The organism is Nonomuraea jiangxiensis, assembly GCF_900099965.1.
In the GTDB taxonomy this organism is placed as follows: domain Bacteria; phylum Actinomycetota; class Actinomycetes; order Streptosporangiales; family Streptosporangiaceae; genus Nonomuraea; species Nonomuraea jiangxiensis.
Genome location: NZ_FNDJ01000010.1, coordinates 162732 through 178997, shown reverse-complemented (window position 1 = coordinate 178997; position 16266 = coordinate 162732). Strand labels below are relative to the sequence as shown.

Sequence of the window (16266 nt, the reverse complement as noted above, 5' to 3'; positions counted from 1 at the left end):
AAATCTACACGTAACGGATGCGGTGTCAAGGGTTCACCTTGCGGCCCCCTCAGGCCTCAGGCGGATTGACGGCGTACGAGGCGCGCCGGGACGACCAGCTCGGTGGACGGCTCGTCGACGGCGCCGCGCAGCCGTTCGAGCAGCCGTACCGCCGTGGCCTGGCCGATCTCGAGTGCCGGGTTGGCCATGGTGGTCAGGCCGGGCGAGACCATGCCGGCGGCGTCGATGTCGTCGAAGCCCATCACGGCCAGGTCGTCGGGAACCCGCAGGCCCCGCTGCGCTGCCACGTCCAGCGCCCCGATCGCCATGACGTCGTTCGCGCACAGGACGGCGTCGGGCGGCTCGGCGAGCTCCAGCAGCCGTGCGACGCCCTCCGCGCCGCCCGCACGGCTGAAGTGGGTGTGCGCCACGAGGGCCCGGTCAGGTGCCACGCCGGCGTCGGCGAGCGCGCCGCGATAGCCCGCCACGCGCTCGGCGGCCGGGCCCTCGGCGGCCGGGCCGCACACGAAGGCGATCCTGCGGTAGCCGCAGGAGAGCAGGTAGCGGGTGGCCTCGGCCGCGCCGCCCTCGTCGTCGCTGTGCACCAGGTCCACGCCGCGCTGGACCAGTCTGCCGCCCAGCCGGACCACCGGGATGCCGGCCTCGATGGCCGGCAGCAGGTCCTCGGCGTGGGTGTGGAACACGGCGAAGGCCAGGCCGTCGACCTGACGGGCGATCATGTGCTCGATCGCGGCCTGCTCGACGCGCCGGACGCCGTCGGTGTTGCTGATGATCTGGTCGTAGCCCGCCGGGCCGAGCACGTCCTGCAGGCCGCGGGCCAGCGCGGGGTAGAACGGGTTGGTGATGTCGGGAATGATCAGCCCGATCGTCTGGCTGCGGCTGGTGCGCAGGCCGCGGGCCAGGACGTTGGGCCGGTAACCGAGCTCCTCGATGGCCCGCAGCACGCGCCGCCGCGTCTCCTCCGCCACGGGGCGGCGGCCGTTGAGCGTGTGGGACACGGTCGTCGCGCTCACCCCCGCGAGATCGGCGACCCGTCTGATGCTCGGCCGCTCGCCGCGGTGCGCTCGCGGCTGCTCCTCGGGGATCGGCGGAGCGTGGTGCGGCGCCGGAGCCTGGCGGCGCAGGAAGCTCTCGAACGCGCCGCCCAGCACCGCGTACGCCTCCTCCAGGGTGCGCACACCCCGCGCGACGGCCTCGCCGGGGGGCACCCGCTCGGCGGCCTCCAGCAGGATCGACTCCCACACCTGACGCAGAGGCCCGAGCACGGAGGCCGCCAGGATCCGCGGCCTGAGGCCGTCCGTCTCCTCCGCCAGCGCCTCGGCCAGCGCGTGCTCGCGCGCCGCGAACAGCTCGCGACCGTAGGCGCGCAGGGTCTCGCTCCCGCGGTAGATCCGGCCGAAGAGCGCCAGGTCGCCGACCGGATCGGCACGCAGGAGCCGGTCCAGCGCGACCGGCCCCCGCCCGCCCGGCGTGCGCTGCCGCACGGTCTCGGCCGGGTCGCCCGGCAGCAGCGGCTCATGCTCGAAGAAGAGCTGCTCCTTGACGGGAAAGTAGTTGAACACGGTCTTGGCCGACACGTCCGCCGCCTCGGCGATCTCGTTGACCGTCACCGCGTCGAACCCGCGCAGGGCGAACAGGCGCAGGGCCGCGTCGGCGATGGAGCGCCGGGTCTCGGCCTTCTTGCGTTCGCGCCTGGCAGGGGGCTGCTGGGTCGACATGTCGAGATATTACATCGACCTAATCCTTTCACTTGCTGAACCTTTACGTCAGGGCGCCTCCAGCCCTCCGTCGGGCCTGCGCACCCGGGCGGCCCACCGCTCGTGCTGGTGGGTGACCGGCGGGTGCTTGGCCGCCTGTTTCTCGTCCAGGTCGACGCCCCAGCCGGGTGCGTCATGAGGGTAGAGGTAGCCCTGGCTCGGGTTGATCGTGCCGGGGAACGTCTCCAGGACCGCGTCGGGGTAGACGTGGCCCTCCTGGATCTGGAAGGCCGCCGTGGTCACGTCGAGCGCGAGATTGGCCGCGGCGCCGACCGGCGAGACGTCCGCGGGCGCGTGCCACGCCGTGCCGACGCCCGTCAGCTCGCACATCGCCACCAGTTTGCGCGCCGGGGTGAGGCCGCCGATCGAGGAGATGTGCAGGCGGAGCAGGTCCACCCCGCCCAGCTTGACGACCCTGGCCGCGTCGGTGACGGAGCTGAGCTGCTCGCCCGCCGCGATCGGCATCGGCGCCGCCCGCCGCACCTCAGGAAGCCGGTCGTAGAACTCCGGCGCGATGGGGTCCTCCAGGAAGAACAGCCGGTACGGCTCCAGCGCCCGCGCCAGCCCGATCGCCTGCTTGGGAGTGAGCCTGGAGTGCACGTCGTGCATGAGGCCCGGCTCCTCCCCGAGCTCCTCCCGGGCACGCTCGAACAGCTTGGGGGTGTCACGCAGGTACCGCTGGACGTCCCAGCCGTCCGGGTACGGCTGCCCGGGGTAGCCGCCCGGCGTGCCGGGAGCGCCGTAGTGCCCCAGGCCAGGCGCCCCGGTCTGGAGCCGGACGTTGCGGTAGCCCGCGGCCAGGATCGTCCGGGCATGCTCAAGGGTCTCCTCGACGGTGGCCCCGCCCGCGTGCAGGTAGGTGTCGGCCGCGGCGCGGACCCTGCCGCCGAGCAGCTCGTACACCGGCATGCCCGCGCGCTTGCCGGCGATGTCCCACAGCGCCATGTCCACGCCGGACAGCGCGTTGTTCAGCACCGGCCCGTCGCGCCAGTACGACGACAGGTGGATCATCCGGGTGATGTCCTCGATGTCGGCCGGGTGGCGGCCCACGAGCATGGGCGCCACATGCTGCTCGACGGCGGCGGCCACGGCATGACAGCGCTGGGTGAAGGTGGCGCATCCCAGGCCGTACAGGCCGGGCTCGTTGGTCTCGACCTTCACCACGACCAGCGGCGGCCCCTCGGGCGCGGTGACGATGGGGCGGACCCGCGTGATGCGGAGCCTGTCGCGGGCGGGCCAGGGCGCCTGGGTCTCTTCCATCGGGCTCGTCATGGCAGCACGTGCCTCGCGGTGAAGCCGAGCACCCGCTCAGCGGCGCGCAGGTCGAGCGGCACGGTGCGGTCGGGCAGCGGCGCCCGCCGCTCGCTGTCGGGGTGGAACACGTCCAGCAGCTCCTCGGTCGGATCGGACATCAGCGTGTTGGGCGCGGCCACGGCCAGCACGTGGTGACCCTCGATCGGCTGGGTGACCGCCAGCCAGGCGGCCCAGGCGGCGTCCCGTACGTCCAGGTAGCTCCACAGCTCCTTGGCGCCCGCCGACCGGTCGACGGCCCACTCCTCGGCGGTGTGCTGGAGCTTGTCCTCCGGACCGCCCAGCCGGGGGAAGCGCAGCGCGACGGTGGTCATGCCGTGCCTGCGGCTCATCATCGCCGCCGTGAGCTCGTCGGCCTGTTTGGACAGCCCGTACGGGTCCTCGACCTGCAGCGGGATCTGCTCGTCGACGGGCACGTAGGCCGGGTGAAGCGCTCTGTCCGCCCAGGCCAGTCCCAGAGCCGACATGCTGCTGGCGATGGCGGCGCGCCGCACTCCCGCCCGGCCGGCCTCCTCCAGCACCACGAACGTGGCCCTGGTGTTGCCGCAGAACACCTCCTCCGGCGTGCCGAGCACGGGCGCCGGGAGCGCGGCGAGGTGGATCACGGCCTCCACGCCGTCCAGCGCCCGCCGGACCACCTCCGGATCGCCCGCGTCGCCCACCACCATGCGATCGGCGGGCAGGCCGCCGGGGTCGCGCAGGTCCAGCCCGGTCGCCGCAACCTGATGGCGCGCGAGGAGATCGAGGGTGGCCAGGCCAACGCTCCCCGCCGCCCCCGTCACCAGCACTCGCCGCGGTAAGTCGGTCATGTACTCCCCACTTGCAAATCGATTTGTGATCCGCAGCATGCCGGGCAGCCGCGCCCGTGTCAAGATCGGTATAGCGGCTGTAAGTTTCGCATGAAGCGGAATTACGCAAGTCAGTTGAGAAGTTGCGGATTTTCGTCGCACCTCACCGTTCACCCACTGAACATTGAGGTTCTTGACAGCCGCATTACAGCGAGATAAGTCTTCACAAAACGTCAAGCGCAATGGGAGCAGGCGCCTCCAACCTCCCTGACGTCCCCCCGGTCAGGAAAGGAACCCCCATGTCCGCGTGGTCCAAGCTCCTCGTCGCGGCGTCGCTGGTGCTCACCAGCGCGGCGGCGACGGACATCCCACCCGGCGACTACCAGCAGGTGCAGTTGGCCTTCGGGCCGGCCGAGCTGGGCGAACCGATGTCGCTCACGGTCCTGCCTGACAGGTCGGTGCTGCACACCGCCCGAGACGGCACGGTCCGCCACACCGACGCCTCCGGCGCGACCAAGGTGGCGGGCAAACTCGATGTCTACACCCACGACGAGGAGGGGCTGCAGGGCATCGCCCTCGATCCCGGCTTCGCCACGAACCGCTTCGTCTACCTGTACTACTCGCCCAAGCTGAGCACCCCGGCCGGGGACGCCCCCGTGACCGGCACCGAGGCCGACTTCGCGGCCTGGAAGGGCCACCTGAACCTGTCGCGCTTCACCCTCAAGGCCGACAACACCCTCGACCTGGCCAGCGAGAAGGTCGTACTCGAGGTGCCCAACGACCGTGGCCAATGCTGCCACGTGGGCGGCGACATCGACTTCGACGCCGCGGGCAACCTCTACCTGACCACCGGTGACGACACCAACCCCTTCGACTCCAGCGGATTCTCGCCGATCGACGAGCGCACCAACCGCAACCCGCAGTTCGACGCGCAGCGCTCCTCGGGCAACACCAACGACCTGCGCGGCAAGCTGCTGCGCATCAAGCCGCAGCCGGACGGGACCTACACCATCCCGGCGGGCAACCTCTTCCCGCCCGGCACGGCCAGGACCCGGCCCGAGATCTACGCCATGGGCTTCCGCAACCCCTTCCGCATGTCGGTCGACAAGCAGACGGGCACGATCTATCTGGGCGACTACGGGCCGGACGCGGGCACCACCGACCCCAACCGGGGCCCGGGCGGGCAGGTGGAGTTCGACCGCATCACCGCCCCGGGCAACTACGGCTGGCCGTACTGCACCGGCACCAACACCACCGCCGAGACCTACAACGAGTACACCTTCCCCAGCGGCCCCTCCGGAGCCAAGTACAACTGCGCGGGCGGACCGGCGAACAACTCCTTCCGCAACACCGGGCTCGCCACGCTGCCGCCCGCCAAGCCGAGCTGGATCAAGTACGGCGACGCGGGCTCGCCTCCCGAGTTCGGCGGCGGCTCCGAGTCGCCCATGGGCGGCGACGTCTACCGCTACGACGCGAGCTCGACCTCGTCGGTCAAGTTCCCGCAGTCGCTCAGCGGCCGCTACTTCGCCACGGAGTTCGGGCGCCAGTGGATCAAGGCGATCGAGGTCAAGGGCGACGGCACCCCCGGCGTGATCGAGGACTTCCCATGGGACGGCACGCAGATCATCGACTCGAAGTTCGGCCCCGACGGCGCCCTGTACGTGCTGGACTACGGCACGAACAGCGGCAACCAGGCGCTCTACCGGATCGAGTACCTCGGCGGCGCCAACCGCAACCCCGTCGCCAGGGCCGCGGCCGACAAGACCTCGGGGAAGGCGCCGCTGACCGTGGCCTTCTCCTCGGCCGGCAGCTCGGACCCCGAGGGCGGCGCGCTCAGCTACTCGTGGAACTTCGGCGACGGCGCCACCTCCACGCAGGCGAACCCGACGCACACCTACAGCTCCAACGGCACCTTCCGGCCGACCCTGACCGTGCGTGACCCGCAGGGCCTGACCGGGACGGCCAGCCTGGTGATCACGGTCGGCAACGCCGCGCCCACCGTGACGCTGACGACCCCGATCGACGGACAGCTCTTCTCCTACGGTCAGGCCGTGGCCTTCAAGGTAACTGTCACCGACCCCGAGGACGGCACGGTGGACTGCGCCGCCGTCAAGGTGACGTACCTGGTGGGACACGACAGCCACACCCACGAGATCACCTCCAAGAACGGCTGCGAGGGATCGATCACCATCCCGGTCGACGGTGAGCACGACGCGGCGGCCAACCTCTACGGCGTCTTCGACGCCGAGTACACCGACAAGGGCGGGCTCACCAGCCACAGCCCGCGCAAGCTGCAGCCGGCGCACCGCCAGGCCGAGCACTTCGGCGCCCAGCAGGGCATCCAGGTCGCCAATCACGGCGGGGCCGAGGGCGGAGCGACGGTCGGCTTCACCGACAACGGCGACTGGATCTCCTTCGAGCCCTACGTGCTGGCCGGAGCCTCCAGGGTGACCGCCCGGGTCTCCTCCGGCGGCCCCGGCGGCACGATCGAGGTGCGATCCGGCTCATCGACCGGCACGCTGCTCGGCACGCTGACCGTGCCGAACACCGGAGGCTGGGACACCTTCACCGACGTCTCCGCCGCGCTGAGCAACGCCCCCGCCGGCACGACGAAGCTGTTCCTGGTCTTCAAGGGCGTGTCGGGACAGGGCAACCTACTCGACCTGGACGCCTTCACCTTCACCACCGGATCGGCGCCGAGCACCACCGTCGAGGGCGAGTCCTACACCTCCGGCTCGGGGGTGCAGCCTGCGGCCCACACACCGGCCAGCGGCGGCCGGACGCTCGGCTACATCGACAACGGCGACTGGGCGGGCTACTCGAACGTCACCACGGCAGGCGCCAAGACCTTCTCCGCCCGCATCTCCTCAGGCGGGCCGGGCGGCACGATCCAGGTGCGTTCAGGCTCGGCCACCGGCACCCTGCTCGGCTCGGTATCCGTACCGTCCACCGGCGGATGGGAGACCTTCCAGAACGTCTCCACCACACTGACCGGCTCCGCCGGCGGACCACTCTTCCTGGTCTTCACCGGCGGCAGCGGCAGCCTCTTCGACATCGACACCCTCACGATCACCAGGTAGGGGAAGGCGATGCTCCACAAACTCCTGAGCCTCGTGCTCGTGGCGGCGAGCCTGACCGCCGCTCCCGCGGACCCGGCCTACCAGGTGCTGGTCTTCTCCAAGACCGCCGGGTTCCGCCATGACTCGATCCCGGCCGGCATCCAGGCCATCCGCGACCTCGGCGCGGCGAACAACTTCACCGTGACCGCCACCGAGGACGGCGGCGCCTTCACCGGCGCCAACCTGGCCGGCTACAAGGCCGTCGTCTTCCTCAACACCACCGGCGACGTGCTCAACGACGCCCAGCAGGCGGCCTTCCAGTCCTACGTCGACTCGGGCGGCGGGTACGTGGGCGTCCACGCAGCCGCCGACACCGAATACAACTGGCCGTACTACGAGAAGCTGGCCGGCGCCTACTTCAAGGGCCACCCCGCCATCCAGCAGGCCACCGTACGCAACGAGGACCGCACGCACCCCGCGACCAGCCACCTCGGCCCGACATGGAGGCGGACCGACGAGTGGTACAACTACCGCACCAACCCCCGCCTCTCGGTACGCGTGCTGCAGAGCCTCGACGAAAGCAGCTACAGCGGCGGCGACATGGGCGACCACCCCATCACCTGGTGCCACCCGCAGGGCCGGGGGCGTGCGTTCTACACCGGCCTCGGCCACACCATCGAGTCGTACGCCGATCCCGCCTTCCGTAACGAGCTCCTCGGCGGCATCAGGTACGCGGCCGGGGTCGCCAGGGCGGACTGCCGGCCGGAGACCGGCTACACCACGCTGTACAACGGCTCCACCAGCGGCTGGTCACAGGCGGGCCCGGGCAGCTTCGCCAACACCGACGCCACCCTGAGCTCGCAGGGCGGGATGGGCCTGCTGTGGCACAGCGCCAAGGAATTCGGCTCCTACTCGCTGAAGCTGGACTGGAAACTGACCGGCGACAGCAACTCCGGGGTCTTCGTCGGCTTCCCGGCCTCCTCCGATCCGCAGTCGGCCGTGGACAACGGCTACGAGGTGCAGATCGATGCCACCGACGCCTCGGACCGCACGACCGGAGCGATCTACGGCTACAAGGCCGCCGACCAGGCCGCCCGCGACGCGGCGCTGAACCCGCCCGGCGAGTGGAACACCTACGAGCTGCTGGTGGAGGGCGAGCGCCTGCAAGTGTTCCTGAACGGCGCGAAGATCAACGACTTCACCAACACCGACCCGCGGCGCTCGCTGCGCCAAGGCTACGTCGGCATCCAGAACCACGGCGCCTCCGACCAGGCCGCCTTCCGCAACATCCGGATCAAGGAGTTGAGCGGCGCCGCCGCCGGCACCGTCACCGTCGAAGGCGAGTCCTACACCTCCGGCTCGGGCGTCCAGGTCGCGACCCACACACCGGCCAGCGGCGGCCGGACACTCGGCTACATCGACAACGGCGACTGGGCGGGCTACTCGAACGTCACCACGGCAGGCGCCACGACCTTCTCCGCCCGCATCTCCTCAGGCGGGCCGGGCGGCACGATCCAGGTGCGTTCAGGCTCGGCCACCGGCACCCTGCTCGGCTCGGTGCCCGTACCGTCCACCGGCGGATGGGAGACCTTCCAGAACGTCTCCACCACACTGACCGGCTCCGCCAGCGGACCACTCTTCCTGGTCTTCACCGGCGGCAGCGGCAGCCTCTTCGACATCGACACCCTCACCCTGGAGAGCTCGACCGGCGGCGGCACGCCGCTGTCGGACAAGGTGCACATCTTCTACTACCCCTGGTACGGCTCGCCGCAGGTCAACGGCGGCTGGCGGCACTGGCAGCAGGGCGGGCGCACCCCGCCCAACGACATCGGCGCGGACTTCTACCCCGCGCTGGGCGCGTACGACTCCGGGGACTTCGCCGGCACGGTGCCCCAGCACATGAAGTGGATCAGACAGTCGGGCGCCGGGGTGCTGGTGTTCAGCTGGTGGGGCCGCGGCAGCTATGAGGACAACCTCGCCAGAGGGGTCATGGACGCGGCGGCGCGGGAAGGGCTCAAGGTGGCCTGGCACCTGGAGCCGTACTCCGGCCGGACCGCCGCCTCCACCGTGGACGACATCCGCTACATCAACCAGACCTACGGATCGCATCCGGCCTTCCGCAACGCCTTCTACGTCTTCGAGAGCCTGCGCATCACCGACTGGTCCCCCCTGAGCCAGGTCAACCAGAGCAACGTCATCCTGGCCCAGACCACCGACACCACGAAGATCGCGAACTTCAACGGCATGTACACCTACGACGCGATCGCCGGCGCCACCGCACCCGGCTGGCAGCAGGCCGCCGACTACGCACGCCAGCGCGGGCTCGTGTGGGCCCCGTCCGTGGGCCCCGGCTACATCGACGACCGCGCGGTGCCGGGCAACACCACCCCCACCCTCGCCCGGGACAACGGAGCCACCTACGACAGGGAGTGGTCCAACGCCCTACGGACCAATCCCACCTGGGTGTCCATCACGTCCTTCAACGAGTGGCACGAGGGCAGCGTGATCGAGCCCGCGGTCCCGCGGACGGGCTACCAGAACTACGAGGGAGCCTACGGCCGCACCGGCACCTCCGCCCAAACCGCCTACCTGGACCGCACCGCGTACTGGGTCGCCCAGTTCACACCCTCCGGCTGATCCTGACCTGACAAACGGGGCCCGCCCGCAACGGCGGGCCCCTGACCGGTCATGGTGCGAGCTGAACGACCGCCTGCGCGACGCCCGCCCGGCTGGTACCGGCCACCGCACCCGCGACTGCCCGGAAAGTCCACGGTCGGCGCCTCAACGTCCAAGAATGCCGCCCGTAGCCATACGAGCTGGATACCCTGCGCGGACGGCTTCATCTCACCTGCCCCTAGAGGCGCCGGATCCGGCGCCGCCGTTGGCCGCCCCGAGCTGATCCGCGACGCCGCCTATGCCGTGTTCGCCATGCGCCGCATCGGCTTCGGTGGAGAGGCCGATGTCTTCCTCGGCTGGTTCCTGGACGCCTTCGACCAGAGCCGGCCGCCGCGCGGTGGATGATCATGTTCTGGATCAGGCCGGGCCGTTGGTGGCTGAAACCGTTGTGATCCTGTCGCCAGGGTCGAGGTCAGCAGGATGTTCAGACTCGGCATCGGCGCCCGCCACGCCAGGTCGTGCGCCTCCTGCAACCACTTCGCATGCTGCACGACACCATGGCGAACGCCTCGTAGGTGGCGAACCAGCCGTGCCGGCCGGTCAACGTGTACCCCTCAAGCCAGCCGTGGCAGGCGTGCTCCGAGAGCACCTCCATCACCCGGCCATCCCGCGATATCGCGACATCTCCTCGGTCACGCGCTCGGCGAACGCCCGGCCGGACGCCTCGAACACCGCCCCGAGCCGGTTGCTGATGGTCTCGTCGGGATCGCCGGTAAGGGCTCGTCACCGCGCTCCACCTGGCTGCTCACGGACGGGCCGCAACCCGAGCGCACCCTGCTGGCCGAGACGACCCTTGACGGGATGCCATTGACCGTGGGGTCCTACCACGCCCCGCCGGGGGTTACCTATGGCCTGGTGAAACCGCGCCAGGCCGTCGCATTCGCCGCATGGCTGGCCACTCAGTCAGGGCCGTTGCTGTTCGGGGCGGACGCCAACACCCCTTTGGTGGATGCGCTTCAGTTCGCCGATACACGAACGCACTGGCATACCGGGGACTGGCACCTGCATGGGGAGCCGGGGGACGATCGCCTGTTCGGGCCGGGCAAGGTGCACCCCCTCGACGATGCGCTGCGGCGTTGGCTTCGCGGCTGCCCGGAGGATGTCTCCGCGCTCCAGATGGCCCGCCCACAGGGCCCGCTCGCGGTCACCCACCGCACTGGGCGCAGAAAGACATCCCCCGGAACCGCGCGCCGCTTCGACTCCGTCTGGATCAGCCACCACTGGACGGTACGCCGAATCCAGCACCTCTACGACGAGGGCATCGCCGCGGGCAGTGATCACGCCCCTGTTGTCGTCGATCTCGACTTGACGCCCGAACCACCGCCAGGCTGACAGACCGCCCATAGCGACATGACCATGCACGGACCAGTTGTCCATACTCCGCCCGAAGGGCGGCTACCGATCGCCCTGACGGATCCACATCCACGTGGGGCGCTATCAGACGATCACGTTGCCGACCGGCGGATGTGGCGCCGTTGCGGCGATCCTCCCGGAGAAGGCGCCTATTCCCCGGTGGACACCTGGGCCTTGACCTCGTCGTAGCCGACTTTGGTGGGTGCCTCGGTCGGCGAGTAGATCACGCGGATCACGCCCGTCGGAAACGTCTCCGTCGCCGTCACGCTCAGGTGGTACGGCGCGTCGCCGTCGTCGAACAGCCTGCGGCCCTTACGCGCCGCCACCGGGTGCACCAGCAGGCGCAACTCGTCGACCAGCCCCGCGGCGAGCAACTGCTGCACCACGGAGATCGAACCGGGGATGAGGATGCCCCTGATGCCGGCATCGGCCTTGAGCGAGGTGACGGCATCGAGGAGATCGCCCGTGATCAGTTCGCAGTTGCGCCAGGAGAACTCCAGCGGCTGGCGGGAGACGACCACCTTGCGCATGTCCCCGAGTTGCTTGGCGAACGGTGCGTCGTCCCCACCCGCCGCCTCGCGGTCGGGCCACGCTCCGGCGAAGCTGTCGAAGGTCTCGCGACCGATCAACAGCACGTCAGCGGTGTCATAGTCCTCGCCGACGGCGCGGCCCATGTTCTCGTCGAAGTACGGGAAGTGCCAATCGGGGTCGATCTCGGCCACACCGTCAGCAGAGATGAACAACGTAGAGATGACCTTCGCCATCGCGGTGATCCCCTTCCAGTCAGGTGGTATCGGCAGGCAGACCTGCGCAGCATCCCAAACTCATCGACCAGCCACAAATCCACCCCGACGCAGACTCGGTATTCCGAGCTCGTCGTGATGCATCGGCACGCCTCACCGCGACGGCCGGTCGCGGGACATCGCATCGGTCGTGGCGTCGAACATTTGCCCCGGCTCGATGGTGCCATCCAGATGTCGGGCATCAGCTCCTTGATGTAGGCCGAACCGGCGCGCCGTCACCCGGCCGCGTTCCTCACAGAAGCGGACGAAACTCATCACGTACCGGCCCTGGGTAGTGAGTTTGAACCCCAGCGCGCGGCGCATGGCCAGGTACTCCTCCGCCCTGACCCGCAGCGCATGCTGGTCGACCTTGGCATAGGCCGTCGTGGACAACCGCCCACGCCCTTGACCGCATGGTCCCGCTGCTCAACGAGCACACGGCCCTGGAGGAGCGGGAAATCCTTCCTCTCGTCGAGAAATGCGTCACCGCCGAGGAGTGGGGCCTTATGGTCAGGAGGGGGCAAAATCGGCTTCCCGAGCGCCGTGAAACGCCACCTGACGGGGCCCGCCAGAGGGCGCGTCATGGATGAGTCCGTCCAATGCGCTGCTCAGCTCTGACGACGCGTCTTCGTTCTGCAGGAACTCCGTGGTGTGGCCCGCCCTGCCGGGCGTCGGGTCGTGAAGCTGACCACAAGAGGCTGGTCCAAGGATGTTGAACTGCTGGTGCTCCGTCACGAGAACCAGATCCTCCGCCGTCAACTCGGTGGCCGGTCGCGGTGGGATCACCGCGACCGGCTCTGGCTCGCGGCGTTGTAGCGGCTGATCCACCGCCGTCGGTGGCCGGAGGTGTTCCCGGTCACCCCGGCGACGATCTTGCGCTGGCACAACAACCTCGTAGCACGTGAGTGGACCTTCACTGACAGGCGGCGCCCGGGACGGCCCGGCACCCGCCGGCCGGTCAAGGCACTGATCGTGCGGATGGCGCGGGAGAATCCGACCTGGGGCATCGGCGGATCCAAGGCGAGTCGGCCCGCCTGGGCTACAGGATCGCGGCCTTCACGGTGTGGGAGATTCGGCACCCCGGCGGGAACAGCCCCGGACGGGCTGACCCCCTCCGGGGCTGTTCCCGCGTACGATGTCTCGCCGGGCCCGATGGGGCACGGACATCGGCAGGGAGGCGCCTGCCGGCTCAGCCGGTGCGCCAGCCGTGCTTGATCAAGAGGTTGCGCGCGTCGTCGGCGATGGCCACGTCGGCCACGACAGCGTAGCGGGCGGCTACCAGCGACTGGTTGGTCACCAGGTCGCCTCGGCCGCGCGCGGTCCAGTACGCGGTCACGCCGAAGGCGGCGCCGAGCAGCGCGCCGAAGGCCATCCCCGCCAGCAGCGCCGCCCATGGGCCCGCGACCAGTAGGACCATCAGGCTGGAAGGCAGGCCAAACCAGGCGCCGAGCGCAGCGCCCATGCCCGCCGCACGGGGAGTGGTCATCCGGCCCAGGACGTCCTCCATCAGGCGCAGGTTCTCCCCGACGATGCCGACTCGGTGCGCCGGAATACCGTTGTCGGCCAGGAAGGCGACCGCCTCACGGGCCTGTTCGCGGGTGTCGTAGGAGCCGACCATCGGCCGGTCGCCGCCCGCGGCCGCAGATGCGATTGCCGGAGCGGTCTCGATCATGGTAAGTGCCTCCTTCCTTGGTGGGCCTTCAGGGCCGCACGCAGTTCGCGGACTTCCTGCTCCAGCTCGAGGATGCGGCGGATGGCGTTGAGCGTCATTCCCTGGCCGGTCATCGTGGTGACGTGCTGCAGCAGCCCGATGTCGTGGCGGGAGTAGCGGCGCTGCCCGCCGGGGGAGCGGTGCGGGCTGACCACGTCGTGCTGGTCGAGCCGGCGTAGGAAGGCCTGCTGCACCTGCAGCATCTCCGCGACCTGACCCAGGGAGTACAGCGGGGCGTGCTCATCGTCGAACGGCATGCCGACCATCCGGACCTCCTCTCGAATGGCAAGGGCGGGCCCGTCGGCACCCGCCCTTGCCATGGACGTGCGTATCAGGCCCGGATGGCTTTGACGTCGCCCTGCTGGATCTCGACCTTGCGGGGCTTGGCCCGCTCCAGCACAGGGATACGAACCTTCAGCACGCCGTTGGCGTACCCAGCGTCGATCTTGTCGCTGTCGAGGTACTCCGACAGGTAGACGCGGCGGGTGAAGGTGCCCATGGGGCGTTCGCGGACGAAGACCCGCTCGCCCTCGGGGATCTCCTCCTCACGGCGAGCGCTGACGCTCAGCACTCCGCGGTCGACGGTGACCTCGATGGACTCGGGGTCGATGCCGGGCAGGTCGAACGTCAGCAGCACGTCGTCGTCGCGGCGCAGGCCGTCCATCGGCATGAGGGCGCCCGTGCCGGTGCCGAAGGTCCGGCGCGTCTGCTGGCCGAACTGGCGCTCGAACTCCTGGATGAACGGGTCGAGGGACGTGAGCAGCATGTCCAGCTCCCTTCGCGAGCTCTCCGAGAAGAACCTCCAATTTGATTTGCATGTTATCTACATCTATTACTGGATGCAAGCTACCGAAGGACGTTGAGGTACCTCGGATGAACCGGGCACCCAGGAGCCGTGCCCGTCGTGGTCCTGGTCATGCTGGCCCATCGCCATCACCTCACCCCCGGCTCTGCCCGCTTTCGCATCGATCACGTGGCATGGCGGCGGGTCCTTGCCTCAAATGCGAAAGAAAATCTGCAGTCGCCACGGTAGACATTCGCGCTGTGGGCAGCTAGAGTTCCTGCTATCAAAAGGGACGGATCCACGAGGGCAGCGCAGCACGAGCACCACGATGGGGCTGCCCGGACGGACGTGGACAGCAGTACAGAACACAGCAGTACAGAACGAAGTAGAGGGCAGAAGGTCGGACTGCCGCGGCCAGTGTGGTTGAGCAAGAGGGCCGGGGCGGTGGACGCGCTGCCGCTTGCAGGAAGTCGGCGCCAGCAATCGGGGCGCCGAGGTACGGATAACTGGAAGGGAGTGTTGAACGCCATCAGGATCGCCCGTCGCCGGCCGCATGTCGCCGCACGGGTACCGCAGCTCCACGAAGAGGACGGTGGTCTACGGTCACGCTTACGCGATCCCCGCACCCCCGCATCGGGCGGCTGGTGCGGCATAAGTGAACCGCCCCTGCAGCACGCAGGCAGGGCCGGTCGATGGTGTTAAACCTCTGGGCCCCGGCGCATCATGACGCCGGGGCCCCTGTCCGCGTTCAGGAAGGTTGAATGGATCAAACACCTCAGGCAACGGTCGCCGCCTCCAGGCAGGACCAGCCCCGCCCCACCGGCGCTCACCCAGCCGATCACCCGGTCCAGGCGGTCGAAGCGGCCGGCAGTCTCGGGCAGCGGCTCGATGACGAGGACTATCCCGCCTACAGCATGGGCCGGGCTGCCGAGATCCTCGGCGTCACCCCGGCGTTCCTGCGCAGCCTCGGCGCCGCCAAGCTGATCGAGCCGCTACGCAGCGAGGGCGGGCACCGTCGCTTCTCCCGCTACCAGCTGCGCCTGGCCGCGCGCGCCCGCGAACTCGTAGACGCCGGCACCCAGCTGGAAGCGGCCTGCCGCATCATCATCTTGGAAGACCAGCTCGCCGAGGCGCTGCGCATCAACGAAGAACTCCGCCAGCGCCACTGACCGCTTCCGGCCCCCGGCCACACCCGGGGGCATCAGGACCGGCCGCGCCCGAAACGCCGGACACCCCCACGACAGCGAGGCCCGCGCGGCGTCGGCCGTTGAAGCTGACCACCCTTCTCCGAGAAGGACGTCCCGTGACCGAGGACCACGGCTCCCCCGAGCGCTTCACCGTCTCCATCGCCGTGCACGAGGACTACATCGTGGCGCGCGCGGCCGGCGAACTCGACTACCAATTCGCCGACCTGCTGCACCATCAGGTCAAAGATTCCTGGCAGCGCGTCTGCCGATAATTCCATCCGCCCAGGTCTTGGCCCGGTTGTAGTGTTCTGCGCAATATCCGGGATCTTCAGCCGCCGCAGGGAAGCCATGCGGCATGATGATCGGCCTGCGAGGAGTCCACCGCCGCCTGGGAGAGGTCGAGCGCGTCCGCCGCGCGCAGACGATCGAGCAGGACCTCGTGCAAACGCTGCCAGACGCCGGAGGCGTTCCACTCGGCCAGCCGCCGCCAGCACGTCATGCCCGAGCCGTAGCCCAGCTCTTGGGGCAGGTACTCCCCCGCGCTCCCGGTGTGCAACACGAACATGATGCCCTGCAACGCCAGCCGGTCATCCAGCCGCTTACGTCCCGGATGTCGGAACCTCCGCTGACGCTGAGGTAGAAGCGGCTCGATCATCGCCCAAAGCTCGTCGCTGACCTCCCACGGCTTCGGCTTGGCCACCCGTGCTCCAGCCAGTGGTGCGCCGTACCACATGCTGAAGAGCATCCAACGAGCAACGACAGGGTGGGCGCCGTCCCTTGACCGTTCTCATTTTGCCGTTCCTTCATCTCCGCGGGAGCTGGTATCTGGATCCACGGCCGAAGACGGGACGTGAGGCT

14 protein-coding genes and 2 pseudogenes are annotated in these 16266 nt (G+C 69.4%); 5 read left to right on the top strand and 11 right to left on the bottom strand.

What is annotated here, in order from left to right; translation table 11 throughout:
* Nucleotides 1–56: 56 nt before the first annotated feature.
* Genes BLS95_RS22680 through BLS95_RS22670 form a run of 3 tightly spaced genes read right to left on the bottom strand, consistent with a single transcriptional unit; the run spans nt 57 to nt 3877 of the window.
* The gene (locus BLS95_RS22680) at nt 57–1718 is read right to left on the bottom strand and encodes a substrate-binding domain-containing protein (RefSeq protein ID WP_090934466.1); all 1662 of its coding nucleotides are present in this window, start codon (nt 1716–1718) and stop codon (nt 57–59) included.
* Between the two features lie 48 nt (nt 1719–1766).
* Nucleotides 1767–3017, bottom strand: coding sequence for an enolase C-terminal domain-like protein (locus BLS95_RS22675; RefSeq protein WP_090934463.1), 1251 nt, complete (start codon nt 3015–3017; stop codon nt 1767–1769).
* 8 nt (nt 3018–3025) lie between these two features.
* Nucleotides 3026–3877 (bottom strand): NAD-dependent epimerase/dehydratase family protein, encoded by an 852-nt coding sequence (locus tag BLS95_RS22670; protein WP_090934460.1) that lies wholly within the window; start codon nt 3875–3877, stop codon nt 3026–3028.
* Between the two features lie 278 nt (nt 3878–4155).
* Here BLS95_RS22670 and BLS95_RS56965 point away from each other — a divergent pair, with 278 nt between their 5' ends.
* Both BLS95_RS56965 and BLS95_RS56960 read left to right on the top strand, forming a co-directional pair.
* Entirely contained in the window at nt 4156–6936 is a 2781-nt protein-coding gene (locus tag BLS95_RS56965) for a carbohydrate-binding protein (protein WP_218135931.1), read from the top strand.
* Between the two features lie 9 nt (nt 6937–6945).
* Nucleotides 6946–9552: a ThuA domain-containing protein gene (locus BLS95_RS56960; RefSeq protein ID WP_090934454.1), complete on the top strand. Its 2607-nt coding sequence runs from the start codon at nt 6946–6948 to the stop codon at nt 9550–9552.
* Nucleotides 9553–9985: 433 nt separating this feature from the next.
* Here the strand turns inward: BLS95_RS56960 and BLS95_RS22650 are convergent.
* Nucleotides 9986–10263, bottom strand: a pseudogene (locus BLS95_RS22650) (phosphoketolase); the annotation flags it as partial.
* Nucleotides 10264–10392: 129 nt separating this feature from the next.
* Between BLS95_RS22650 and BLS95_RS55815 the strand changes: the two are divergent.
* Nucleotides 10393–10923, top strand: a complete 531-nt coding sequence (locus BLS95_RS55815) for an endonuclease/exonuclease/phosphatase family protein (RefSeq protein WP_090934448.1) — start codon at nt 10393–10395, stop codon at nt 10921–10923.
* 170 nt (nt 10924–11093) lie between these two features.
* On the opposite strand, the gene BLS95_RS22640 is transcribed toward BLS95_RS55815, so the two are convergent.
* The 6 genes from BLS95_RS22640 to BLS95_RS22615 form a co-directional block, all read right to left on the bottom strand.
* Complete coding sequence (locus tag BLS95_RS22640) at nt 11094–11708, bottom strand: dihydrofolate reductase family protein (RefSeq protein WP_090934444.1); 615 nt, start codon at nt 11706–11708, stop codon at nt 11094–11096.
* Between the two features lie 132 nt (nt 11709–11840).
* On the bottom strand, nt 11841–12119 hold the full coding sequence (locus BLS95_RS22635) for a hypothetical protein (protein WP_090934441.1): 279 nt from the start codon (nt 12117–12119) through the stop codon (nt 11841–11843).
* Between the two features lie 389 nt (nt 12120–12508).
* Nucleotides 12509–12733 (bottom strand): hypothetical protein, encoded by a 225-nt coding sequence (locus BLS95_RS54350; RefSeq protein ID WP_143043839.1) that lies wholly within the window; start codon nt 12731–12733, stop codon nt 12509–12511.
* Between the two features lie 182 nt (nt 12734–12915).
* The gene (locus tag BLS95_RS22625) at nt 12916–13398 is read right to left on the bottom strand and encodes a YflT domain-containing protein (protein ID WP_090934435.1); all 483 of its coding nucleotides are present in this window, start codon (nt 13396–13398) and stop codon (nt 12916–12918) included.
* Nucleotides 13395–13703 carry a MerR family transcriptional regulator gene (locus BLS95_RS22620; RefSeq protein ID WP_090935000.1) on the bottom strand — a complete coding sequence of 103 codons (309 nt, stop codon included), beginning with the start codon at nt 13701–13703 and terminating at the stop codon, nt 13395–13397. The genes BLS95_RS22625 and BLS95_RS22620 overlap by 4 nt, the downstream gene beginning before the upstream one ends.
* A gap of 65 nt (nt 13704–13768) precedes the next feature.
* Nucleotides 13769–14203, bottom strand: coding sequence for an Hsp20/alpha crystallin family protein (locus BLS95_RS22615; protein WP_090934432.1), 435 nt, complete (start codon nt 14201–14203; stop codon nt 13769–13771).
* Between the two features lie 932 nt (nt 14204–15135).
* On the opposite strand from BLS95_RS22615, the gene BLS95_RS58035 reads away from it, so the two are divergent.
* Together BLS95_RS58035 and BLS95_RS55810 are read left to right on the top strand one after the other, a co-directional pair.
* Nucleotides 15136–15390 (top strand): MerR family transcriptional regulator, encoded by a 255-nt coding sequence (locus BLS95_RS58035; protein ID WP_225966405.1) that lies wholly within the window; start codon nt 15136–15138, stop codon nt 15388–15390.
* Between the two features lie 134 nt (nt 15391–15524).
* Nucleotides 15525–15680: a hypothetical protein gene (locus BLS95_RS55810; RefSeq protein ID WP_176993335.1), complete on the top strand. Its 156-nt coding sequence runs from the start codon at nt 15525–15527 to the stop codon at nt 15678–15680.
* Between the two features lie 98 nt (nt 15681–15778).
* On the opposite strand, the pseudogene BLS95_RS22605 reads toward BLS95_RS55810, so the two are convergent.
* Nucleotides 15779–16141, bottom strand: a pseudogene (locus tag BLS95_RS22605) (transposase); the annotation flags it as partial.
* Between the last annotated feature and the right edge of the window lie 125 nt (nt 16142–16266).